Here is a 25,034-nt window from a genome sequence, read left to right as displayed (position 1 = left end):
TACCAAGCGGACAGGTCGAGCTTGTGTAGAGGTATTGTGGGAAGGATGGTTTAGGTTACAAACCATCCTTGAGGGTTACGAATTGGCCATGTCTCTCAATCACGAAGACTTGTGATCAAGAGACAGGCAATTGCTGGCTTTTTTTATTGTATCTCATTAATAAAATAAACATTTCAAGAAGCAACCACCACTAAAGTGATAGTTAAGATCAATGACATATCATCCAAATTTCATTTCAAGTTAACACAAATGAAACATAATTCTTGCACCCTGTTTTGAAAATATGTTATTTAATCGCTGACAAAACATACAACAACAGGAGGTTACCATGGATCGTTTAGATTATGGTTGTGCGCTAGATGAAGTTGTAGAAAGACCCGACCGTTCGCGTGGTGCTAATAAAAAGCGTAAGTGGCGCGAAATCGAGGCGTTAAAGGACAAACATCGTTTACTCAAGGAACTGCAAGAGATTGATAACAACTTTGATTACGATATAGACACCATCCAGTTGTAACCTGCTGTTTTTTTAGTGACAGGATATAGAGAAAAAGCGCTTATGGCGCTTTTTCTGTTTTTACCCTTCAGATGACTTACAACCCCTAATCGGACGCTTTTAAATAGGAACGTAAGTCATCAAAGGCTTGCTGCTCTCGGTCAAGGAATAGCGGATCATCAATTAACGATGCTTGGCATTGTTGTTCAATCTCCTTCCAATCTTGCTCGGTTAAAGACTTCGCAAGTAAGGGGAAAATCTCCCGCTCTTCCATTTGCATATGTTTTTCTTGTAAGTCAACATATTCGGCAAAATCGGCAATCAGTTTATCCCTTGCGACAACAATGTCACTTAATATCAGGTTTAAAGTATTCATTAATGCCGATGAAGCCGCAGTCACAACTTGGTGCTCGGCACTTAGCTTGTCGATGTCATCATTCGCCTTATGTGCCAAATAATAAGCATAAATAATATCTTCAACGGGGTGATGGCTACGCTCAGCATATCCTTGCATATACTCAACGATGTCTCTCACAACAATAAAATTAATCGCCTCGCCTTCAACTAATTTCATCTGTTTATTTTTCAAGACATTCAATAGCACTGCTATATGTTTATGATCATGCATGAGTCTTTTGAGCATATCGCCTCCTGAACTTAGGACTGACTATTGATACTAGTCAAGTCGTTTATCAATATCCAATATAACAGGCGAGTTCCTGTGCACTTTATGACCATGATCAAGTAATTAACATTACGACCTGTAAAAAGTGTCCTAGATTAATACGACAACGTTAAGAATAAGATATTAATATCAGTGAGTGGCCTTAATGAGACCAGCCCACTGATTTACGCTTTATTTGCTCACAGAATGAAGCTGATGCTGTAGAGCTTTAAATTTCTCAATTGCCTTTATGTCATCGGTAGATTCAGCATTGGTTTTAGACAACTCGGGATACTGCTTCACTAAACTTTGCTCAAGAGCTAAGGCTTCCTGTATTTGCTTCGAGTCTATTAACGCCTGCAAACGTGTTAATGACGCCATCAACACATCTTTATCACGCAGCGCAGCTGTGGCTTCATCACTTTGAGGCAATGCACGCGCCCTTTGCGATAATGCTTGAGACTCTGCTTGCTGATTTTCCGGGGCTGACATCTTAGCTTCGGCCCTCATCGCTTCCCTTTGCCTACTTTGTGTTGCGGCATCTTCCATTCTCGCTTGACGCGCCATTTCGACTTGCTGATCAGCGTGATCTAACGGTGCTTGAGCGGGCATGGGCGCACTCATAGTCAACGCTGCTGGCGCGACTAACTCTTCCTCAAAATTGCCTCGGTTGAGGATCACTAAACCGGCAACGAGCGCTAAGGAAGCGGCGCTCGATAACGCCCATGGGAAACGGCGCCACACAGGCGTAGCAGCAGGCTTTAGCTGGCTCACATTCATTTCAGCCAAATGAGCTTGTGATAGGCGCAAAATATCTTGATCGAGCCGCTCTGGTGGCATTTCCAGTGCTTGCTTGTGATACCAAGCAGAGACTTCCTGACGTAGTGCCTCTTCTTCCGATGACAGAGTGGAATTACTCATGACCAACCTCCTGCCATTTAGCATTGACACAATCTTTTAAGCTTTGATACGCGTAGCGAATACGGCTCTTGGTCGCTTCGAGTGTCACCCCCGCAATATCGCTGATCACCGCTGCGGTAAAGCCCATTTCGATATTGAGAATAAAAGCCTCTTTCTGCACTTGGGGTAACAGGGCAATACAGGTCTTCAGTAACAGGCTCTTTTGCGTTTCCTGCCAATGTACATCGGGTTGTTCCTGCTCCGCTCCCACAAAGGTATCTAGCCCTTCCTCATTATCATGGCTAACTAAGTCGACGGGTTTGACAGCTCTGACGTGGTCAATCAACAGATTATGGGCAATCCGATAGAGCCAAGTATTAAACTTAGCACTCGGCTCATAATTGGCGGCGGCACGGATCACTCGTCCCCAGGTTTCTTGATATAAATCTTCGGTTAACTGTTTGTCACCGAGTTGGCGCACAAAGTAACGGTACAAGGCGCCTTTGTGTTTGAGATAAAGCTGCTCAAACGCTTTGCCATCGCCTTTGGCATAGCGTTGCATTAACTGTTCATCGGTATGCTCATGGGCATGCATTTGCGGTATCGCCAGGGCCATGGCAGCTCCCTAATGGTTAACTAACTGAAACATAATAATTTGGCTCATTGTTGATGCGGTTTATCCTCGGGCGGGAAAGGTTTATCTCCGACATCAAAGGATTTTTTGATTGCTACTCGCTGTGTTTGTGCAAGCATTGCAGCGGTATCCACAAGCTGCATAAATTCATGTCGGTAGCCGCTGGTATCTTCCCCCAGCGCAGAACGAGTGAGCGCACTAAGCTTATTATAATCAAATTGATGCAAATAGTGACTTTGATTCAGTAACTGTCCTAATCCTGCCACCGCAGCGGCAAAGCGAAAATCATCACTCGCCTGTGCTAAGGATTTCACTTTTTGATCGGCACGGATTGGATAGGTAAGTAACTGGCTTTGAGTGGCATCCGGTAGCTGATAACGTAATTTCAGATAGGCGATTTCATCGCGGCTATATTTTTCATTGCCCGTTTTGGGATTATACCCATAGCGAAGTTGATCATTAGACAAATTACCCGCATCAACATAACGCAGCTCGTAAAGTGCCGTGACGGTATGCCCAGCGCCTATTTCGCCCGCATCCACCTTGTCGTTATTAAAATCTTCACGCGCTAAGGCGCGGTTCTCATAACCGATAAGACGGTATTCGGCCACAAGAGCAGGATTAAACTCGACCTGCACTTTCACCTCTTTGGCTATGGTGAGCAAGGTTGCACTTAATTGTTCCACCAGCACTTTTCTCGCCTCATTGAGTGAATCGATATAGGCATATTGTCCATTGCCTTTATCGGCTAATTGCTCCATCAAATGGTCATTGTAATCACCCATGCCAAAACCGAGCGTAGTTAACCCAATCCCTTGTTGTTTCTGTGCGCTAACCAAATCGATTAGCTCATCGAGATTGCTCGTGCCGACATTAAAGTCACCGTCGGTCGCAAGTATCACTCGATTAATGCCGCCTTTAACAAAGTGTTTCTGCGCTAACTGATAAGCAAGCTGAATACCTTGCGCCCCATTGGTTGAACCACCCGCACTAAGCTGCTCTAACGCATAATGAAGAGTTTGACTGTCGTTACCCGCCGCGCCATCTAACACCACTCCAGCAGCGCCGGCGTAGACGACAATCGATACCTTATCCTGAGCATCCAGTTGCTGGGTCAGCATTTTCAAGGCAGTTTGCAACAAAGGTAACTTATCGGGCGATGCCATCGACCCTGACACATCCAGCAGAAACACTAAGTTACTGGCGCCCAGTTCAGCTTTACTCTGCTCATACCCCTTCAAACCAATGCGAAGTAACATCATGTCATCGTTATAGGGTGATGGAGCAAGCTCAGTCGTAACACTGAAGGGTGCCTCATTTTTCCCCGGCAGTGGATAGTCATAGGAAAAATAATTCAGCATTTCTTCAACCCGCAGCGTGTCCTTTTGAGGCAATCGCCCTTCCTTTAGCATTCGCCTTAACGTCGTGTAACTGCCGGTATCGACATCGATAGCAAAAGTCGATACAGGGATCTCCCCTGCGACCATGATGCCGTTTTGCACTTGCTTCTCGAATCGATTGCGCTCAGGTTGCACAGCCCCTGGCCAATCGCCGTTTAACGCGGGCGCCGCACTGATACTGGCCGCAGGTTGAGCAATATACGATCGCCCCTCAGCATTCATTGTTTGCAGCCTAGCTAACGAGACTTGCTCCTGTATGGCGATTGCAGCATCCAATTGCCGATTGGCCTGACGCTTGGCACTTTCCTTAAGCTCTGCGCTTTGCTTTAGCGCTGCTTGTTGCTCCGCGGCAATTTTTGCTTGAACTGCTAATTCAGTAGGGTTTTGCTGCTTCGCAGATTTATCACTGCAAGCACTCAAACCGAGCAGTACAGCGACTGTTAATCCCGAAACAACAAAGCTTAAATGCGTTTTATAGCGAAAGACTGAAGATGGATATCTCATGATAGTGACCTAGTGATTGTGACCCCAATGGTTGATATCCCTATAAACGCAGCCTAAGCACAAAAGGGTTATTTGATAAGAGAAATCGCCACACTCACTTTGCCAAGCATACTATTTATTAAAAACAAAGACATTTAAGCGTCTTTTGCAACCATGATCACACAAGAACATTCTTCTGGACTCTAGAATAGAGCCTTGTAATAAGCCGCGTTTATGGACCCACTCGTGTCACACTCTGCTCATTTGTTTTCATTAAGAATTGCCCACGCCCTTAGCGAGGCGTGCGTAAAAGATAAGTATTCGGTTAAGCGTTTTGGACAAGATTTGCTGGCGGGGCTCACCGTCGGGATTATTGCTATTCCGTTGGCGATGGCACTGGCGATTGCCAGTGGTGTTGCCCCACAATATGGCCTATACACCGCCATTGTCGGTGGTTTTATCATTGCGATGACGGGCGGCTCACGTTATAGCGTGTCAGGGCCAACGGCCGCCTTCGTCGTATTACTCTATCCCATCGCCCAGCAATTTGGTTTGGCGGGGCTGCTCATTGCGACAGTGATGTCAGGCATGATGTTAGTCGCCATGGCGATGTTAAGACTGGGTCGATTAATCCTATACATTCCTGAATCGGTCACCTTAGGCTTTACCGCAGGGATTGGGGTGGTGATAGCAACCTTGCAGCTAAAAGACTTCTTCGGTCTGCATATAGAGCACATGCCAGAGCAATATTTTGCCAAACTCATGGCACTAGGTCAGGCATTGCCTGCACTTCACCTACCAAGCTTATTAGTGGCTGCTGCTACCTTAGCCACTATGCTACTCTGGCCTAGATTAAAAATCCCAGTACCAGCCCACCTTCCTGCCATCGTTTTGGGCAGTATTCTCGCTTTAGTGTTAAATGCTATGGGCGCTGATATTGAGACCATAGGAACACGTTTCCATTACCAATTAAGCGACGGCAGTGTCGGCACAGGTATCCCTGCGGTTCTCCCCCACTTTGAATGGCCTTGGTTACAAACTGGCGCCAATGGTCAAGCCTTTGAATTTAATCTGGCCACTTTTCAAGCCTTACTCCCCGCCGCCTTCGCGATTGCCATGTTAGGTGCCATAGAATCGCTGCTATGTGCAGTTGTGCTTGATGGCATGACAGGAAAACGCCATAGCGCGAACAGCGAGCTTCTCGGCCAAGGGATAGGCAATATTATCGCCCCCTTCTTTGGCGGGATCCCAGCAACCGCGGCGATTGCCCGCAGTGCGGCAAACGTTAAAGCGGGTGCTCAGAGTCCGATCGCATCGATGATCCATGCCATAGTGGTCTTGGTTGGTTTAGTCGCGCTCGCAGGAGTTCTTGCCTACTTACCCATGTCGGCCATGGCCGCATTATTACTGGTTGTAGCTTGGAATATGAGTGAAGCCCCTAAAGCGGTGCATTTACTGAAAACTGCGCCCACCAGCGATATATTGGTGTTTTTAAGCTGTTTTTCACTCACGGTGATATTCGATATGGTGATTGCCATCAGTGTAGGGATTATTTTAGCCGCGCTGCTATTTATGAAAGAAATCGCGGAGATGACCAAGCTGTATGATATCAGTAGCAATAAGCGTTATATCGATCAGCCTCTGCCCGCCGACTGGACCGTGCTCAAAATTAATGGCCCACTATTTTTTGCCGCTGCGGATCGTATTTTTGCCGAAATCGCCAGCCTCACTCAAGATAAACAAGTGATTGTACTTTACTTAGATGGGGTATCGATTCTGGATGCTGGTGGTCTTGCAGCACTCAATAAACTGATTGAAAAATGTAAGCATAACCATACTAAGTTGATTATTGCCGATTTGCAGTTTCAGCCCATTCGCACCCTTGCGAGGGCTAAAGTGCAACCAATTGAAGGGATACTGAAGTTTTATCCTACCCTGCGGGAAGCCTTAGCCGAAGCGCCATCATTTGAGCATATCGTCGAATCTAATCCAGCAGCAACCCACTAATTGCAAATTGATATTTTATCCCCAACGCACAGTATCTGCGTTGGGGTATAGGGTTTATTTAGGCCAATTCAACGAACACTTTATCCATCCTAAAGGCACTATTTTTACGCGCAAAAAACGCCAGAAATCGGGCTTTACATGGTATTATTCTGCGCCATGATGCTCCCAGCTCTTACAGGAGCCGCGAACATCGACTGTACCCAGACCTGAAACAAGGTCGAAATATAATTAAAATTAGTGAGTTAAGGAGTTATCATGCAAGCCCTTGTTGCTGTTGTTATGGGTTCTAAGAGTGATTGGCCCACAATGGAAGCCGCCGCTGAGATCATGGATAAACTGCAAGTGCCTTACCATGTTGAAGTTGTATCAGCCCATAGAACGCCAGATAAGCTGATGGAGTTTGCAGCCGGAGCCGCTGACCGTGGTTTTAAAATTATTATCGGTGGCGCGGGCGGTGCAGCTCATTTACCCGGTATGATTGCCTCAAAAACTCGCTTACCTGTATTAGGTGTACCAGTACAAAGCAAAGCGCTATCGGGCATGGATAGCTTACTGTCTATCGTGCAGATGCCAAAGGGTATCGCCGTAGGCACACTCGCCATCGGTACCGCTGGAGCCTTTAACGCTGGTCTACTGGCCTGCCAAATTCTCGCCAATAACGATGCAGATCTTGCCGCACGTTTAGAAGCCTTTAGGGAAGAACAAACCCGCGCAGTACTGGACAATCCCGATCCGAGGGAAGCCTAATGACCCAAGCAAACGCAAAATCAAAGGTTTGGGTGTTAGGGAATGGTCAACTCGGCGCTATGCTGACCCACGCAGGCGAGCCACTGGCTATTGATGTTCGCGCCGTCGATATTATGACGCCCACCGATGAAATCCTGCCGCTGGCGCCTCAGGATATTATCACCGCCGAACGCGAGCAGTGGCCAGAATCCGCCTTAAGCTTACAACTCAGTAGCCATCCGCATTTTGTTAACGGCCCAGTATTTAGCCGTTTGGCCGACCGTTACAGCCAAAAAAGCTTACTCGATCAGCTCCAAGTCCCAACGGCACCTTGGACACTTGTCGATGATAAGACCAACGTCGAAAACTTGTATCAAGCCTTTGGCCCACGCGTGTTGATGAAACGTCGCACGGGCGGTTACGACGGCAAAGGCCAATATTGGTTAAAGCAAGCCGAAGCAGGTGACATCCCCCATGATTGGCGCAACTTAGCCATTGCCGAGCAAGCAATTAACTTCGATGAAGAAGTCTCCTTAGTCGGCGTACGTACCCGTGAAGGTCAATGCGTGTTTTATCCATTAACACTGAACCTGCACCAAGATGGCATTTTGATGGCCTCAATTTCGCCACTGACTCGTCTGAATCACCTGCAAGCGCAAGCGGAAGGCATGCTGAGCGCTATTATGCATGAGCTGGAATATGTCGGCGTAATGGCGATGGAATGTTTCCGAGTTGGCGATAAGCTGCTGGTTAACGAGTTAGCGCCGCGGGTACACAACTCAGGCCATTGGACCCAAGCGGGTACCCATATGGATCAATTCCAACTGCATTTAAGAGCCCTGTGCGGTATTGCTATTCCGCAGCCACAGGTGAACTTTCAATGCGTGATGGTCAATCTGATCGGTATTGATAACGATCCTCGCTGGTTAAGCTTGCCTAATGCTGAGCTCTATTGGTACAACAAAGAGGTTCGCCCAGGCCGTAAAGTCGGGCACTTAAATCTTTCGGTGCCTAATACGGGCGTGTTAACAGATAGTATTGGCGCGTTGCAAACTTGGATGCCAAACCAATACCAAGCGCCCCTTGCGTGGATTTTAGCCGAGTTTGCGAAAGCCTAACCGAGCAGCGCAACTCACTGATAAGGGAATATATTTATTCCTTTATCAGTGAATTTATCAACTTCGTTATATACTTATTCTTACTCAGCGTGAATGAGTTAGTGATGTGGCGATTCAATCAGACTAACCGGAGCACGAATAAAGGAACTGCCGAGTGAAATTAAGGGATAATTTTAAACGTAAAACTATTGACCGCTTAGACTATCGCTATCACCTCTTATTGTTGATTGTACCGATAGCGCTTTTCGTTTTATTGTTCGTTTTTAATGCTCCGACAGAAGGCTGGACTATTCTCCCTCTGCTGTTTGTGTGCCTTATCTATGTCATTGCCTACAGCTTAATCTACTATCTCCACCAAGGGCGTTTAACTCGCCTATGGCAACATCTAGAGCAAGTCGTGAACATTAACGATGCCATTTACGAACTTGCCCACCTGTCGAGTCAGTATAAAAATGAACATGCATTTCTCGATGCCCTGTTGAATAAAGCCGTCTGTATTATTAACGGTGCAGAAATGGGCAGCATTATCAAAGTCAATGAAGATAACCATAGACTGCATTTCGAGTCAGTAGTTGGACTCGATCTTAACAAGCTAAAACAATTGAATTTCTCCCTTGAACAATCCTTCGAGTATCGACTCACCAAGGGTAAATGTGACCGTGTAGTCGTTGTGGATGATATGAAAAATATCAATGCCGCAAGCACGCTAACAGATGAACAGCAACAGGTGCTGCTTACAGCAGCCAAGCAACCGATACGCTCCACACTCTCAAGCCCAATACGGATTGATGGCAAACTTTACGGTATGCTGAATCTCGACAGCAGTAGTGTTGGCGCCTTTAACGACTACGACCGTAATTTGGTCTCTATTCTTACCCACGAGGCCAGCAACGCCATTGCCCTGTATCAAAAGTCATTACAAATCACTAAACTCGCCAACTTCGACAACTTAACCGGACTCTATAACCGTAAAAACTTCGAAGATGCCCTGCAACATTGGCAACCTAAGGCTCAATTAGGCAGCTTTTTAGTGATCATTGATATGGATAATCTCAAAATTATCAATGATCAACAGGGACATCAGGTCGGCGATGTGGCAATAAAAGAAGTCGCTAAAACAATCCTAGGTTTCTGGAAACACAAAGGCATTATCTCTCGGTTTGGTGGCGATGAGTTTGTCGCCCTATGCCATGGCCCGCTTGAATTACTCGAAAACGATCTGGATGCCATGCGCCTTAAGTTACATCATGAGTCGCCGCTAAATCTCAATTTTAGTGTAGGCATCGCCCCTTACGATAATGATTGGGCTAAGTCTTTTAAACAGGCTGATAATGCAATGTATGAGCAAAAGCGCGGTAAAAAACAGGCCGTTAATGCACTCGAAGCCATAGCGGCTAATAATCAGCTGCCGCAATAAACATTCGGCAACAGCTTATAGTCAATAAGCTCCTCGTACATGGGCGCAAGGTTAATCAAAAAATAGTCGCCATAACCAAGAAGAATCTAAATCCTCCTTGCAGGTTTTATACTGAGCCGCATAACGTTTGGCTCTATCATCCACCTTAGCTGCAACCTTGACTAACCAAGCCTTAGACTTATAAGAGCCTCGACGATAACCTCCCCAACCTTCGTGGTAATTGAGGTACTGCGCCTTCGCATCCCATTTAGAAATTCCATTGATTTTATTGGTCTTGTAAATAAACCAGCCCATAAAATCCATGGCATCATCAAAATTACTGCGCGAAGACCAACTATTACCAGTCTCGCGAACATAGTCATCCCACGTCATGGATTTGGCCTGTGCATAACCATAGGCATCACTGGCTCGGCCAATGGGAATAAAGCCTAAAAAGTACTGCATAGGCGGCGCCGCATTATGTTTAAACGAGCTTTCTTGATACATCATTGCCAGAGGCACATGCACGGGTACGCCCCATTTATCGCGGGTATCCTTAGCGGCCTCGTACCATGAACGATGTTCTTGAAAAATATCGCAAAGGTTGTCAGGAGATTTTGGCGGAGAAGTGGCGCAACCAGACAGAAAACCGATGGATGCACATAACAGAGTTGTCGAAAGCCATTTCATTAAGCGCTTGTTCTCCAAAGAAGTAAAACTTGCCCATCATCGCACAGTGATAGAATGAGGCAAAGCACCAATCCTGTTTTTGGCGCTAAGATCACCTTCGCGCCTATTTCCAGGTCATACTCATTAACAGAAATGACAATCCATTGTTAAAACGAACTATTTTGTTTCAGGACTTAAATCAAACTGACATTCATGATTTTCTTGTTGCCACACACCAGGCTCCCAATAGTTGGTATCTTTACCCATGTAACGTTTATCCGTGTGGAATAATGCCCCTATGTGGTAACGCTGGTGCCCTTCGACCACTAACGTAAAGGTTTTTGGCGTTCGCGCGCTAAGGGACACCCCAAGGGATGGAGCATCAATTAACTCGGCAACGGTAAACTCATATTCCCCAGGTGCTAATTGATAATTAGGCTTTGAGACCACAGGCTTACCATCTAGATGAGTCACCACCACTCGATACCAATGGGTACTAGCATCGGGTTGTAAATAGCCCGATACCGTACCACAACTTAAATCATCTTCAGGGGATGAAGCGCAACCTGAGAGTAACGCAGTAGACCCAAGCAAACTGGCAGCGAGAATAAATGTCCGCATCTTCACACCTTGACTCATTAGGCTGGCGCGCCGAAATAGTCAGTCAGATAATCATCAAAGGATACCGCACTTTGCGCCGCTTCGATGTCCGCTTGCTTGTTAAGCGATGCTTGTGCCTCAGCTTGATAATCGCTGACAACCTCAGCTGATAAGGGGTAATCCATAAAATATTGATGATATTGCTGTGCCAGTGACATCACCCACTGCCCATGATCTTGCCCCTTGGTTACCAATTGCTGAAGCACTTGGCCCGACAAGGTTTTGTGTGGGTCATTTACAGCTTCACGCCAATGGGCTAAGGCCACTTGGTAATCCTGTTTATCACCATCGAGTAACTTAGCCAATGAGTCCAAATGCTCAAAGAGATCCAAGAGCCACGTCTGCAATGGCCGCGTACCCGAATCGGTCATCAGTTCAAGCCCTGGTTTACGGCCTTCAAGCACAACTGACTTTAAGTTAGCACTTAAACGAGCTTCCTCTGCCGCATCTGATTTAGGAGAATCTGTTAATAAACAATAGAGTAAGAACAAGTCGAGGAAACGCACTTGGCTAGCCTCAATCCCAATCGGGCTAAAAGGGTTCACATCTAATGCACGTACTTCAATATATTCCACCCCTGCGCGGGCAAGTGCTTCAGAGGGTTTCTCACCACTTTTTGTCACCCGTTTAGCGCGGATAGGCGAGTAAAATTCGTTTTCAATTTGCAGCACATTAGCATTGAGTTGACGATATTCACCATCCACCTTGACGCCAATATTGGCAAAATTTGCCGATGGCATCTTAATTGCCACTTTAATCCCCGCCAAATACTCGGGCAGAGAATTATAACTAATATTGAGATCTTCTTGCTCTTTATTGGTATAGCCCAAATCGCTCATCCGTAGCGACGTTGCATAGGGTAGATACAGTGTGCCGCGTCCCGACTTTTCAAAACGTAAATCGGTCTTTTGCCCCTTGATAAATGAGCTACACAACGCTGGAGAGGCACCAAACAAATAAGGCAACACCCAGACCAAACGGCGATAATTGCGGATAAGTCCGAAGTAAGACTCGGAGATAAAATCCTCAAAGCTCAAGCCTTTATCGCTCAGTTCATAGAGGCGTTGCCACAATTCCCGCGATACCGAGAAGTTAAAATGCACCCCAGAAATAATCTGCATCAAAGCGCCGTAACGATAAGTTAAGCCCTTACGATACAAGGTTTTCATCTTACCCGTGTTCGACGTACCGTACCGAGCAATGGGGATATTCGCCTCATCTTTTACATAGCAGGGCATGCTCACGGGCCAAAGACGCTGACCATGCAAATGCCGCACACTATAGGCATGGGTCTGGGTCAAGCCTTGCAATAGCGGCTCAACCTGATTATTCACCGGAGTAATAAATTCAAGCAGTGCTTCACTGTAGTCAGTTGTAATACGCGAGTGAGTCAAGGCCGACCCTAACTCGATGGGATGACCATCTAGCGCAAGGTAGCCAGATTCATCAATACGTAGCGCCTCACGCTCAATTCCACGTTGCATGCCAAGGAGTGCGGCGCGCCCTTGAGCGTCCGAGAAATGTTGTACTAATTCATTGAATGGCTTCAATTTGCGCTTCTCTGATTGGTGGTTCGCTATCGCGACAAGGTTAACAGTCAGACCTTTATTTTGAGGCTTATCTTTCAAAATACGCCTCAAAATAAATCTAAACCTGTCCATGGGGCAAGCCAAATTACATTCTTCTGCGATTAAACGCAGACGGTGACAGCTAATGCTGTCACCGCCATACACTTTAACACTTTAGACAACAGCCACTTTGTGCTGCACGATTAACTTGTCTGCAATTTATACCCAAACAACCTAAAGAGGTTGAAACTCGTATCTTTGGGTTTGTTAGGTATATATAAGGCCAAAAAGCTAATTTACAATACTAAAGTTTCAATTGGATAGCCTAAAGTTGCCAAATCCGCTTCAATTTTAGCCTTGTCACCCACAACCAAGATGATCATTTGTGAAATATCTAGCTCGGAAGCCGCGAGGGCATTGAGTTCATCTTTTGTTACAGTATTTATAATTTTGTCCTGCTCGGTAGTAAAATCTTGGCTTAATTGATAACGCTGAATCATCCGCATAAAACCCGCCTTCTGATAAGGCGTCTCATAATCCAGCGCCTGCCCTTGGGAAACCGAGTTTCGCATAAAGGTCAGCTCCGCATCAGTCATCCCTTGCTGCTGATAAGCTTTGATTTCTTTAATAAACTCATTTAAGGCTTTAGCAGTTACATCAGTACGCACATCGCTAGAGGCGATAAACTCCCCCGCTTCACCCGCTCCCGAGAAACTTGTACGCGCGCCATAGGTATAGCCCTTATTCTCACGTAGGTTAAGGTTAATACGACTATTAAAAGCCCCCCCAAGAGGGTAGTTCATTAAATACGATTTAAAATAATTGCCTGTTGCATCATAGGGTAATGCGCGTTTCGCAATATTGATCACCGACTGTGCAGCGCCGGGTTTATCAATCACATAAATAGTGCCCCCTTTAAGAGCAGGGAATGATTTGAGCGGCGGCAATACACTGGCCTCACCTTGCCATTGACTTAATCCTGCAAGTTTTGATAACAATGCGCTTTCAGGCAGATTTGCCACAGTAATAATTTTGGCATTAGCACCACGATACTGCTCGGCGTAAAATGCTTTCACATCCGCAAGTGTCAGCGCGGCTACTGAATCTAACGTTCCCGCATCACTCACCCCAAGGGCGTTATTGTTACCATAGAGCAAGCTATACAGCGCAGCATTGGCCTGATAGCTAGGATCAGACTGCATATGTTGAATTTGCTGTAATTGTTGCTGCTTCACGCGAGTAAAATCGGCCTCATCGAAGGCTGGCATAAATAGCTTTTCTTCTAAGATGGCTAAGGTTTCATCCAAATGCTCGGTGAGCGCTGAAACTTTAATCGTGCTTTGATATTCCGAAGCACTAAAATCGACCGTGCTACCTAACATCTCAAGCGCCTGTGACAATTGTTCACTGCTACGCTTTTGGGTCGATTCATTGAGCATTTCCGCAGTTAAGCTTGCCAGTCCCGCCTTTTCGACGGGGACGAGTCGATGACCACCGTTAAGATAAATCACCAACTCAACCGTTGGTGTCTCGGCGCTTTGAGTGCCCATCACTTCAATGCCATTGGCTAACTTACTGGTCCAGATTTGCGGCACTTTCAGCACAGGCGCAGCCCCCGTTGCGGGCATTTTTGAACGATCAAAGCTTGAAACCAATTTAGCGGTAGGTAATTCACCTTCAACCGCCGTTTGGGCAACTGGCAGCGTTTGGGCAGTGAAGTTATCGGGATGGGCAACTAAGGCCTTCATACCCTGCGGCACCACACTCATCACCACCATAGGTTTGTCTTTGATGTATTTTTTAAATACGCGCATCACATCGTCTTTAGTTACATTAGCGTAACGAGCAAGGTCAGAAGCTATTTTATTCGGCTCACCAAACAAGGTTTGATTTAGCGCCAAAGTCGATACTTTTCCTTTGACACTTTGCAGACCAAATATGCTATCGGCCTCAAACTGGACTTTTACTTTTTGCAAGTCTTCGTCGGTCACGCCGCGCTGCTCGAACTCATTAATAGATGCCAAGATCCGCTGCTCAAGCTCAGCAAGCGTCGTCTCTTTTTGTGGATTAGCTAGGGCGTAAATCGACATCTGGCATGCCAACTCCTGACAAGGTTGGCTCACGCTGGCCTGCACTGCATAACCATCCTTCACCAGATTTTTATAGATTAATGAGGTTTTCCCCCCACCTAAAATATTGGCTAATAAATCCAGCGCAGCCTCATCGGGATGACTGGCATACACAGTCGGAAAACCTATACGGATCAGTGGTAAATGTACGTTATCTTCCATCGAAATATAGCGGGTCTTATCAAGCGTAACTAAGGTCTTAGGTTCGGACTGAACCTCTGGGCCTCGGGGGATTTCGCCAAAGTATTTATTAACCCAAGCTAAAGCTTGCTGCTCATCAAAATCGCCACCAATCGTCAGCGTTGCATTATTAGGGCCGTACCAGCGCTGGAAAAAGTGCTTAACATCATCCACTGTGGCGCGGTTAAGATCCTCAGGCCAGCCAATAACAGGCCAGGAATATGGATGCCCAACTGGAAACATAGCTTGATTAAAACGCTCGCTCATTCGGCCATAGGGTTGATTATCAATCCGTTGAGCGCGCTCATTTTTTACCGTCTCACGCTGCACTTCAAATTTCTCACTGGTCAGCGCTGGCAATAAAAAGCCCATACGGTCAGACTCAAGCCACAGCATTTTTTCGAGCTGATTGCTAGGGACTGTCTCAAAATAGTTGGTTCTATCAGTATTAGTGGAACCGTTAAGCATTCCACCCGCCTCGGTCACCACCTCAAAATGCTGCTCATCGGCAACGTGCTCTGAGCCTTGGAACATCATATGTTCAAACAAATGAGCGAACCCAGAGCGACCAGCGAGTTCACGGGCTGAGCCGACATGATAAGTCACATCAACATGCACTAGAGGATCAGAGCGATCCTGATGCAAAATTACGGTAAGGCCATTAGCAAGCTGATATTTTTTATAGGGAATACCGACTTGTGAATCTGTGAGTTGCACATTTTCAATTAACCTTATACCTGTAGGTATTTGGGTTGAAGTTTCAGAGGCGCAGCCTGCAAGTGCAGCGGAAATCGCAACCGCTAGTATCCATTTTTTCAAAGTATTCCCCTTATACATCAATGGGCTAAAAATTAGCTCAGCTCAAAACCTTTTATCCACAATCACTTAAGACGCTTAAATATCAGTAAAGTTCCAAGTAATACAATGACTTCCTTTACTAAATCCCGCCCTTTAACCGAACAACTGCGTTAATAAATCAACCAAGCCAGTGTAATGTCACTGCAGCTACCATAAGATAACGAACTATTTTACCGATAAAAATCATACTCAACGCGGGTAACATGGGTAGCTTTAACCAACCCGCAAGTAAACATAATATATCCCCGATAATCGGTGCCCACGACAGTAATAAGGACCACACGCCATAACGCTCGATAAGTGTTAAGGCTTTGGCATGTTTGCCTTCATTCAATGCCTCTGGGGACTTAGCAAATCGCCCTAAACGTCCGAGATAAAAACTTGTCATCGCCCCTAAGGTATTACCAATACTGGCTACAGCAACTAATACTAACCAAGCTTGCGGGACTTTATTTAACAGGGCGACGAGCAAAACTTCAGATCCACCCGGTAACAAGGTGGCCGCCAAAAAAGCTCCCGAAAACATGACAATTAAGTCCGACATAAAAACTTACTCTATGAAATTAATAATTTTTTACATTAAATATTGGGTTACAACTTTGACGTTAAAACGATGTAACAACCAACTATTTCACAACAAACTCATTTATCACAATAAGTTATAAGAAAATCGGTTTGTTATAACCCTGTCACTGCCGATACAATGCCTTTAATGGCAGAAATTGTCCTGTACCTGACGCGCCGCTTGGTATAAGTTCATTTACTTCAAGTGGATACACATACTAGCATCTCAGGTCTATGGGCTTGTAATGATATATTTTTGGAAAACGCATGATCCTTCAAACTATTAGCCGCATCCCTTTTTGGCAAAAAGTCCTCACAGGCTTTATCTTAGGTGCGCTCGTTGGCGTGTTATTAGGCGAAAGCGCAACTGTGCTTAAACCGCTTGGCGATCTATTTATTAGCGCGATAAAAATGCTAGTTGCGCCACTGGTCTTCTGCGCTATCGTGGTAAGTATTACCTCGCTAGGCTCTCAAACCAATCTAAAACGCTTAAGCCTTAAGACCTTAGGCATGTTTATGCTAACAGGTACAATCGCCTCGTTAATCGGCTTAGCCGTTGGTTCGCTTATTGATATGGGCGGCACGATGCAACTGGCCACCACTGAAGTGCGTGAGCGCAATATACCAGGGTTTGCGCAGGTGCTACTCGATATGATCCCTGTCAATCCATTTGCCTCACTGGCCGAAGGTAAAGTACTGCAAATTATTGTGTTTGCTGCTTTAGTCGGGATTGCCATCAACAAGGTCGGCGAGAAGGCTGAGCCGCTTAAACGCACAATTGAAGCGGGCGCCGAAGTGATGTTTCAACTGACTCGCATGGTGTTAAAACTCACCCCAATTGGTGTATTTGGTTTGATGGCTTGGGTGGTGGGTGAATATGGTTTATCGACTCTATTACCTCTAGGTAAGTTTATCGCCGCAATCTATATTGCAGCCCTGATACATATGATTTTTGTGTATGGTGGCTTTGTGAAATTTGCAGGCTTAAGCCCTATGCAATTTTTCCGCAAGGCTATGCCTGCGCAATTAGTGGCTTTTAGTACCTCTTCAAGCTTTGGCACGTTGCCTGCCAGCACTAGAGCGGTTGAAACCATGGGCGTTTCTAAGCGCTACAGCGCCTTTGTTATGCCGCTCGGTGCCACTATGAACATGGATGGCTGTGGTGGTATCTATCCTGCAATTTCGGCGATTTTTATCGCGCAGATTTATGGCATTCCACTCGATACTTTAGATTATGTGATGATTGCCGTCACCGCCACGGTTGCCTCTGTCGGTACTGCTGGCGTGCCAGGCAGCGCAATGGTGATGTTAACAGTGACCTTAGGTGTGATTGGGTTACCGCTCGAAGGTATTGCCTTTATCGCCGCAATCGACCGTATTATCGATATGATCCGCACCGCGACGAACGTAACTGGCGATATGATGACTGCCGTTGTGATTGGTAAATCAGAAAATGAGTTGGATATTGAACAGTTTAATGCCAAAGATACTCAAGCATCGTTAGCCTAATACCTAGGATTGAATCACTGTATACAAAAAACCACCTTAACTAAGGTGGTTTTTTTAGCCCTTTTAAAAGCCATGCATGCTGGTGCTCACCCTAAACCACCCGGCGATACTGTTACGTTGCGCCAAGGTTTTTGTCACCTCATGGGGAAAACGCTCGCTTAAGAAAATCACAAAGTGCCCCATTTTTGGCGCTATACGTTCAATCTCATTATCGGCTTCATCATAAATAATCAGCTCGCCGCAGTCTGCTGGCGTCCAATCCGGATTTAAGAAAAACACCGTAGTTAAGATGCGGTTTTGACTGCCTTTTAGCGCATCCACATGCTTCTTATAAAAAGCGCCGGGTTGATACACAGCATAATGACTTTCATAGTCAAACAACCCCATAAATAAGCGACGATTGAGTCCATCCTTTAATTGCATCATCAAATCCAAATAGAGTGAATCAGGCTCATGCTGCTCCTCTAACCACCGAATCCGATCACGACGAATATCGGGGTTAAGTTGTTGTTCTGCACCACGTCCGATGGATGCCGCTTTCAACTCATGTATTTCTGTTGTTCGAACTTTTTCCAGCAATACTTGGCTTATATGACTAGGAACTAACTCGGGTAAAAAGATATAGCCTTTGTCTACCAAGGCGTCAGCGATCACATCCAGCACTGCTTCACTTAATTGCGAAACCATTAATGCTACATCCAATATAAAGAGGCTACGCTTTAGCTGTACTCAAGGGCTCAAAGGAGGGGAAACTGAGCCTGATTTTCGAGGGGCGTCGATACGGGATAAAGAAGTTATCCCACAGTCAAATGTGGCAGGATTTTAGAGTAAAGATTATCGAAAAACAATAGTGTAAAAAAGGCTTGATAGGTTGCCCTACCAAGCCTTTGGCCCTTTTTACAATGACTCGCTTAGTCGACTAAACCACGACGTTTTAATAAGGCATCGGTCGTAGGTTTTTGACCAGTAAAGTGGATGTAATTCTGCATCAAATCTTCGCTGTTGCCTTTAGACAATACCGCTTCACGGAACTTATCGCCGTTTTCAGCTTTTAAGCCCCCATGTTGGCCCATATAGGCGAAGGCATCGGCGGCAAACACTTCTGTCCACAGGTAAGCGTAATAACCGGCTGAATAGCCACCCGAGAAGGCATGGCTAAAATAGCTCGACTTATAACGCGGTGGGATCGGCGCGAAATCGAGGCCATGTTTGGCTAACACTTGATGCTCAAACTGTTCCACATCCTTGATTTGGGTGTCGGCACCAATCGAGTGCCATTCCATATCCAGTAATGCAGCCGCTAAATACTCAACGGTATCAAAACCTTGACCAAATTTATTCGAGGCTAAGATTTTATCGAGTAAGGCTTTAGGAATAGGTTCACCAGTTTGATAGTGCTTGGCGTAATTGGCAATGACTGCTGGGTCAATGTTCCAATCTTCGTTAACTTGAGACGGAAACTCCACAAAGTCGCGCGCCGTAGAGGTACCTGCCACACTCGGGTATTTCACCTTGGAGAATAAACCGTGCACCGCATGACCAAATTCATGGAACATAGTGGTCACTTCATCGAAGGTCATCAAGGTTGGGCCGTCAGCAGGTTTCGGGATATTCAGGGCGTTATACACAACCGGTTTAGTACCGAGTAGCCCGCTCTGAGTGACAAACTCATCCATCCACGCGCCGCCGCCCTTGCCTTCACGGGCATAAGGGTCGAGATAGAACAGGCCAATTGAGCTGTTGTCTTTATCGAAAACCTCAAAGGCGAGCACATCGCTATGCCATACTGGTAAATCGGTGCGAGGTTTAATGCTAATGCCGTAGAGTTTGTTCATTGCGAAGAACAAACCATCCTTGAGCACTGAATTGAATTCAAAATAAGGTTTGATGCTGCTCTCGTCGAGGGCATACTTTTGTTGGCGCACTTTCTCGGCGTAATAAGCCCAATCCCAAGGTTGCAATTCAAAATTGCCGCCAGCTTTTTTGATTTCAGCTTGGATATCCGCCGCATCGGCCTTAGCGTGAGCCAACGCCTTAGGGGCCAAGTCATCTAAAATTTCATACACTGCGCTTGGCGTTTTAGCCATTTGGTCGGCCACGGCATAGGCAGCCCAAGTATCAAAGCCGAGTAAATTGGCTTTCTTGGCGCGCAGCTGCGCCATCTTCACGATTAAAGGGCCATTGCTAGCAACGGCACGGTGGGCCGAGGTTTCCCAGACTTTTTGGCGCAGTTCACGATTATTTAAACTGGCTAAAATAGGCTGACGCGTCGTGTTCACTAAGGTAATCAAGTAACCCGTTTTACCCGCTGCTTGCGCTGCGGCCGCTAAGGTCGCGATTTCACTATCAGATAAACCGTCTAGCTGTGCCTTGTCGGTCACGACAATCACATCGTCTTTAAATGACTTTAAACTGTTTTGGGAAAACTCAGTCGCTAGGGTGGCCAACTCAGCGTTGAAATCACGCATTTGGGCTTTATCGGCATCGGATAATTTGGCCCCTGCACGCACAAACTGATCGTAATAAAACTCGACTAGGCGCTTATCTTCAGCATTTAACGTGTCACGTTGTTGATACACGGTTTCAACACGTGCAAATAAGCTTGGATCTAAATAAATGTTATCGCGATGAGCCGATAACTTAGGCGCTAAATCCGCCTCCGTTTTTTGAAAATTATCATCGGAGATCAAACCCGCGAGGTTAAAGAAGGTGCGTGACACTCGAGTCAACAACCCACCCGACGTTTCCATAGCTAAAATGGTATTCTCAAAGGTCGGTGCCTGTTTATTGCCAATAATGGCGGCGATTTCAGCCTCGTGCTCTTTTATCCCCTGCGCAAAGGCGGGGGCATAATCCGAGCTCTTGATCAAATTAAACTGTGGTGCTTGATCTTGTAATGGACTCTTACTTAATAACACATTGGTCGCATCTATTTGAGCTGGTGTTGAAGCAGCTTTGGCTGCGACAGCATTAGTAGCTTCAGTATTTACAGCAGAATTTTCAGAACAGGCGCCCAATAACAACGCCGCGGTAACAGCGGTAAAAATAACAGACTTACGCATATTAACTCCCTTAAGTGTCACTGCCCTGTCTTTATATTTTTTAAGTGAAAGGTGCGAGTAACGGATTTTGGCTTCTCTTCCAACGAGTGCATCTTCAAGGCACTGTCGTCGATGCACAACCTTAGCAAGTTAACCGCCATTCAGCCAAGCTTTCGACCAACGTATTCAAGGCTAAATTGTATCGCTTTATGTGTGACGAACCTCAAATAACATCATCAAGCGAGCACCACTGCCATGCCCACATTACATCTGAATAACAAAAATTATAAACAACATGATAAATATAAAAATAATTTAATTTAAAAATAATAAGTTACCTAAGAACAATTATAAAAACGCTAAAGGTTAACGCGATAACGATATAAAAATCGGCTTAAAACCAAACCATTTAAATAACAAATATTAATTATTTTTAACAAACAACCAATCCAAGTGTTTATCCAATAGACAAACAAAAATCACGTCATATATCGGTTGTAATTTAATCAATCGAATTCATTGTCACAATTTAATACAGCCTTTATCCAATTAATGTCACATTCAGATCATCAAATGTCTTTATAATCCTGTTCGTTAACTTAATGCTTCTGTAACTAATCGTTTTCAGAACAGTTTCAGAATATAAGTTAACAGGATGATGGGCATGCTCAAAAATAGAGCATGTATTAGGGTCACATAAATATAAATAGAGAAAACTATGTTAAATAAAAAACTACTCGCAGTGATGATCACTGCCGCCCTTGGTGTAAGCGCCTGTGGCTCAGATGATGAGCCAATTGTTCAAGCGGATTTACGTGTACTAGAAACCACCGATCTGCACACGAATATCATGGATTTCAACTACTACAGTGGTAAAGAAGACCCAACAATTGGTCTCGCGCGTACCGCAAGTTTAATTCATGCGGCTCGTCAGGAGTCCAAAAACAGTGTGCTCGTTGATAACGGTGATCTGCTTCAAGGCAGTCCAATGGGCGACTATATGGCTAAAGTCGGCCTGCAAATGGGTGATGTTCATCCGGCTTATAAAGCGATGAACCTACTAGATTATGAAGTGGGGAATATCGGGAATCACGAATTTAACTATGGTTTAGACTTTTTAAATAAATCACTTCATGGTGCTAAATTTCCTTATATTAACGCCAACGTATATTGTGCTGATGAAAACGGTTGTTGGAATAATGTGAAAAAAGGTGAGCATTTATTCACCCCATATATCATTAAAGAAAAACAAATTATCGATAACGAAGGAAATAACCAAACCATTAAGATTGGTTATATTGGTTTTGTGCCGCCACAAATCTTATTGTGGGATAAACAAAATCTTACTGGCAAAGTTAAGGTTGAAGATATCGTCGAGACAGCAAAGAAATATGTGCCTGAAATGAAGGCGAAAGGCGCTGATTTGATTATCGCGATCCCCCACTCTGGTATCGGTTCAACAGAGAATCCTGGCGATCCAATGGCGGAAAACGCTACCTACGCGTTAACGAATGTAAAAGATATTAATGCCATTATGTTTGGTCACAGCCACTCCATCTTCCCCGATGCCAAATATGCCGACCTACCTAATACAGATGTGACTAAGGGTCTATTAAACGGCGTCCCAGCCGTAATGCCTGGACGTTGGGGTGACAACTTAGGTGTGGTAGACTTTAAACTAGAGCGTAAAGACGGTAAATGGATGGTACTTAGTGCAACGACTAAGGCTCGTCCTATCTATGATGGCGCAACTAAAACGCCATTAGTGGAAGCAGACGCTGCCATTCATGATGCAGTCGCCGCCGAGCACCAAGGCACACTTGCCTTCGTGGATGAGCCAATTGGGGTTGCTGCCGCCGATATGTATAGCTTCTTGACCTTAGTGCAGGACGATCCAACGGTGCAAATCGTTTCCGATGCACAAATAGCCAACGTAAAAGCCAAACTCCCTGAGGCGTTAAAAAATCTGCCAGTCTTATCGGCATCTGCGCCATTCAAAGCCGGCGGGCGTCATGGCACAACCAGCGATGCAGACCAATACGTGCAAGTGGATAAAGGCGCATTGACCTTTAAAAATGCTGCCGATCTTTATCTCTACCCCAATACCATGGTGGCGGTAAAGGCCACAGGTGCAGAGCTGAAAGACTGGCTGGAATGTTCCGCTAACCAGTTTAAGCAAATCGACCCAAGTAAAACAACGCCACAGGAGTTAATCAACTGGGACGGTCATCCAACCTACAACTTCGACGTACTCGATGGTTTAACTTATAAAATTGATGTCACTCAACCAAGTAAATTCGACCGTGACTGCGCTGTTGTCAACGCCAATGCTAACCGTATCGTCGATTTAAGCTATACCGATGAAAATGGCAAAGTATTCACTGGCGAAGAATTTGCAGCCAAAGAATTTATCGTGGCCTCAAATAACTATCGCGCCTTTGGTGGTAAGTTCGCCGGTACAGGCAGTGACCATGTGGTTCTGGAACTGCCAGATACCAACCGTGAAGCCTTAGCGGCCTATATCACAGCGCAATCTAAGTACAATGAAACAACAGGCAAGTACGAAGGCATGGTAAACCCAAGTGCTGACTACAACTGGGATTTCAAAACCATCAACACGAATGTGACCCTTGATATTCGCTTCCAAACCCAAGATAGCGATAAAGCCGCAACCTTTATCGAAGCGAATAAACAACGCGAAATGACCAAACTGAGTAAAGATGAACTCGGTTTTGCCGTGTACCGCATCAACCTAAGCCAGGATAAAGCAAAGTAATTTGCGTTACTTCCACTTAGATTAAGTTAAAGACAATTAGGTTTAACCTAGCTTCGTGCTGTGGATCAGAAAAGGCTCTTCGTGAGCCTTTTCTTTTAGTTTTATCCCTGCATACTCTAAACCTTAACAGAATAAACTAAATGAGTTTATTCCTTTGCCATCTAAGGTTTTGTGTAATCCGCTATCTCACTTATCATTAGTAAGTGATATAAACGAAGAGAAAGCCTATGAAATCCCCTTCTATACTGTGTGCATCAACCCTATTGCTTGCCAGCCTACAACCCGTTTGTGCCGAAGTCATTCTACAGCTTCCAAGCGATGTTGAGCTGCTCACCGTAAATGGACAAAAGCCATTAAACACCTCACCTGTTACGCTAAGTAATGGATTGAACCAAATCGCTTTTCGCTACAATGCTCAATACCGTAAACAGGCAAATTCAGTACGCTATCAATCGGACGTGCTGATCATTCGCTTTAATCAAACAGACCAAGAATTACATCTCAAACTGCCCAATATAGATTCGGCTAAGGCTGCAAAGCAATTCGATGAGTTACCATTACTCATGCTTTTAGATAAGCATAATCAAGTGATTGCGTTCGACCAAGATAGATTAGTGAAAAATGGGTTACAGATAGGCCGAAACTTCGAGCAGGAAATCTTTCAGTATAATCAGGGACAACATCCCGCCTCGATAACGTTTACCACTCAGCAAAGCCTGCCTCAAGTATCAGCGACAACGAGTGCACCAACTCTGCCTGCTACCTCTTCTGCGACGTCCACTATAGTTACCACCACAGCAGTCGCATCCACAGCTGCAATAACACAAAGCACAGCGCCTGATTCACCAACTCAAGCCGAAATCAGCCATATGCTGGATTATTGGTATCAACTCGCCGATGACGTCACTAAAGCAAAGTTCAAAGCCAAAATTAATGGGCAATAAGCTTATTCGTTACTTTTTGCGCAGCAGCAAACTAGCATGGTCACGCTAACCCCAATTCAGAATAGAGCAGCCTAGGTTGCTCTTTTTATTGGCCTGATGTTATGTGCCTAAATTTTTAGAGTAACCCAATCTGAAATGGTATCTAAGGGAGAATGTAAAAGTGAAAAAAGCAGAAACTGAAAACATCAAAAACAAAAAAGCCAGCTTATTCAGCTGGCTTCATTGTTTAGTTAGGCGCTTGGCGATGACCTACTCTCACATGGGGAGACCCCACACTACCATCGGCGCGATTGCGTTTCACTTCTGAGTTCGGGA

At 45.4% G+C, this 25,034-nt stretch carries 19 protein-coding genes; 8 read left to right on the top strand and 11 right to left on the bottom strand.

What is annotated here, in order from left to right; genetic code table 11:
- The first annotated feature begins 328 nt into the window (after window positions 1-328).
- On the top strand, window positions 329-514 hold the full coding sequence (locus tag MMG82_RS19040; protein WP_037421244.1) for a DUF3545 family protein: 186 nt from the start codon (window positions 329-331) through the stop codon (window positions 512-514).
- 85 nt (window positions 515-599) lie between these two features.
- Here MMG82_RS19040 and MMG82_RS19035 read toward each other — a convergent pair whose 3' ends face one another.
- From MMG82_RS19035 to MMG82_RS19020, 4 genes are all read right to left on the bottom strand, one after another.
- Complete coding sequence (locus MMG82_RS19035) at window positions 600-1,136, bottom strand: hemerythrin domain-containing protein (protein WP_055648477.1); 537 nt, start codon at window positions 1,134-1,136, stop codon at window positions 600-602.
- Between the two features lie 213 nt (window positions 1,137-1,349).
- Window positions 1,350-2,078 carry a hypothetical protein gene (locus MMG82_RS19030; protein WP_241407287.1) on the bottom strand — a complete coding sequence of 243 codons (729 nt, stop codon included), beginning with the start codon at window positions 2,076-2,078 and terminating at the stop codon, window positions 1,350-1,352.
- A complete protein-coding gene (locus tag MMG82_RS19025; RefSeq protein ID WP_241407286.1) occupies window positions 2,071-2,673 on the bottom strand; it encodes a sigma-70 family RNA polymerase sigma factor in 603 nt (200 codons plus the stop codon). The genes MMG82_RS19030 and MMG82_RS19025 overlap by 8 nt, the downstream gene beginning before the upstream one ends.
- Window positions 2,674-2,717: 44 nt before the next feature.
- On the bottom strand, window positions 2,718-4,595 hold the full coding sequence (locus MMG82_RS19020; RefSeq protein WP_241407285.1) for a VWA domain-containing protein: 1,878 nt from the start codon (window positions 4,593-4,595) through the stop codon (window positions 2,718-2,720).
- Window positions 4,596-4,820: 225 nt separating this feature from the next.
- On the opposite strand from MMG82_RS19020, the gene dauA reads away from it, so the two are divergent.
- The 4 genes from dauA (at window position 4,821) to MMG82_RS19000 (ending at window position 9,842) form a co-directional block, all read left to right on the top strand.
- Window positions 4,821-6,581 (top strand): C4-dicarboxylic acid transporter DauA, encoded by a 1,761-nt coding sequence (gene dauA, locus MMG82_RS19015; RefSeq protein WP_241407284.1) that lies wholly within the window; start codon window positions 4,821-4,823, stop codon window positions 6,579-6,581.
- 255 nt (window positions 6,582-6,836) lie between these two features.
- Entirely contained in the window at window positions 6,837-7,328 is a 492-nt protein-coding gene (gene purE / locus MMG82_RS19010) for a 5-(carboxyamino)imidazole ribonucleotide mutase (RefSeq protein WP_037421257.1), read from the top strand.
- Window positions 7,328-8,425 (top strand): 5-(carboxyamino)imidazole ribonucleotide synthase, encoded by a 1,098-nt coding sequence (gene purK, locus MMG82_RS19005; protein WP_241407283.1) that lies wholly within the window; start codon window positions 7,328-7,330, stop codon window positions 8,423-8,425. The genes purE and purK overlap by 1 nt, the downstream gene beginning before the upstream one ends.
- Before the next feature lie 154 nt (window positions 8,426-8,579).
- Window positions 8,580-9,842, top strand: a complete 1,263-nt coding sequence (locus MMG82_RS19000; RefSeq protein ID WP_144346657.1) for a sensor domain-containing diguanylate cyclase — start codon at window positions 8,580-8,582, stop codon at window positions 9,840-9,842.
- Window positions 9,843-9,893: 51 nt separating this feature from the next.
- Here MMG82_RS19000 and MMG82_RS18995 read toward each other — a convergent pair whose 3' ends face one another.
- From MMG82_RS18995 to MMG82_RS18975, 5 genes are all read right to left on the bottom strand, one after another.
- The gene (locus MMG82_RS18995; RefSeq protein ID WP_037421266.1) at window positions 9,894-10,511 is read right to left on the bottom strand and encodes a lipoprotein; all 618 of its coding nucleotides are present in this window, start codon (window positions 10,509-10,511) and stop codon (window positions 9,894-9,896) included.
- 156 nt (window positions 10,512-10,667) lie between these two features.
- Window positions 10,668-11,129, bottom strand: coding sequence for a hypothetical protein (locus MMG82_RS18990; RefSeq protein WP_037421270.1), 462 nt, complete (start codon window positions 11,127-11,129; stop codon window positions 10,668-10,670).
- The gene (gshA, locus tag MMG82_RS18985; RefSeq protein ID WP_241407282.1) at window positions 11,129-12,778 is read right to left on the bottom strand and encodes a glutamate--cysteine ligase; all 1,650 of its coding nucleotides are present in this window, start codon (window positions 12,776-12,778) and stop codon (window positions 11,129-11,131) included. The genes MMG82_RS18990 and gshA overlap by 1 nt, the downstream gene beginning before the upstream one ends.
- A gap of 236 nt (window positions 12,779-13,014) precedes the next feature.
- Window positions 13,015-15,864 (bottom strand): pitrilysin family protein, encoded by a 2,850-nt coding sequence (locus MMG82_RS18980; protein ID WP_099457625.1) that lies wholly within the window; start codon window positions 15,862-15,864, stop codon window positions 13,015-13,017.
- A gap of 139 nt (window positions 15,865-16,003) precedes the next feature.
- Window positions 16,004-16,429, bottom strand: coding sequence for a YqaA family protein (locus MMG82_RS18975; protein WP_047536899.1), 426 nt, complete (start codon window positions 16,427-16,429; stop codon window positions 16,004-16,006).
- A 287-nt stretch (window positions 16,430-16,716) separates the two neighbouring features.
- Here MMG82_RS18975 and MMG82_RS18970 point away from each other — a divergent pair, with 287 nt between their 5' ends.
- Complete coding sequence (locus MMG82_RS18970) at window positions 16,717-17,958, top strand: dicarboxylate/amino acid:cation symporter (protein ID WP_037421282.1); 1,242 nt, start codon at window positions 16,717-16,719, stop codon at window positions 17,956-17,958.
- Window positions 17,959-18,021: 63 nt separating this feature from the next.
- Here MMG82_RS18970 and MMG82_RS18965 read toward each other — a convergent pair whose 3' ends face one another.
- Together MMG82_RS18965 and MMG82_RS18960 are read right to left on the bottom strand one after the other, a co-directional pair.
- Window positions 18,022-18,645 carry a 2OG-Fe(II) oxygenase gene (locus tag MMG82_RS18965; protein ID WP_241407281.1) on the bottom strand — a complete coding sequence of 208 codons (624 nt, stop codon included), beginning with the start codon at window positions 18,643-18,645 and terminating at the stop codon, window positions 18,022-18,024.
- A gap of 224 nt (window positions 18,646-18,869) precedes the next feature.
- Entirely contained in the window at window positions 18,870-21,020 is a 2,151-nt protein-coding gene (locus MMG82_RS18960) for a M3 family metallopeptidase (RefSeq protein ID WP_172589588.1), read from the bottom strand.
- Window positions 21,021-21,717: 697 nt separating this feature from the next.
- On the opposite strand from MMG82_RS18960, the gene MMG82_RS18955 reads away from it, so the two are divergent.
- Window positions 21,718-23,775 (top strand): bifunctional 2',3'-cyclic-nucleotide 2'-phosphodiesterase/3'-nucleotidase, encoded by a 2,058-nt coding sequence (locus MMG82_RS18955; RefSeq protein ID WP_241407280.1) that lies wholly within the window; start codon window positions 21,718-21,720, stop codon window positions 23,773-23,775.
- Between the two features lie 227 nt (window positions 23,776-24,002).
- On the top strand, window positions 24,003-24,719 hold the full coding sequence (locus MMG82_RS18950; RefSeq protein ID WP_144376099.1) for a DUF2057 domain-containing protein: 717 nt from the start codon (window positions 24,003-24,005) through the stop codon (window positions 24,717-24,719).
- The last annotated feature ends 315 nt before the right edge of the window (window positions 24,720-25,034 follow it).

It is taken from the genome of Shewanella sp. MM_2022_3 (assembly GCF_022557375.1).
GTDB classification, from domain to species: Bacteria; Pseudomonadota; Gammaproteobacteria; order Enterobacterales; family Shewanellaceae; genus Shewanella; species Shewanella xiamenensis.
The sequence above is the reverse complement of the archived record's forward strand: the minus strand, read 5'-3'. Positions and strand labels throughout refer to the sequence as shown.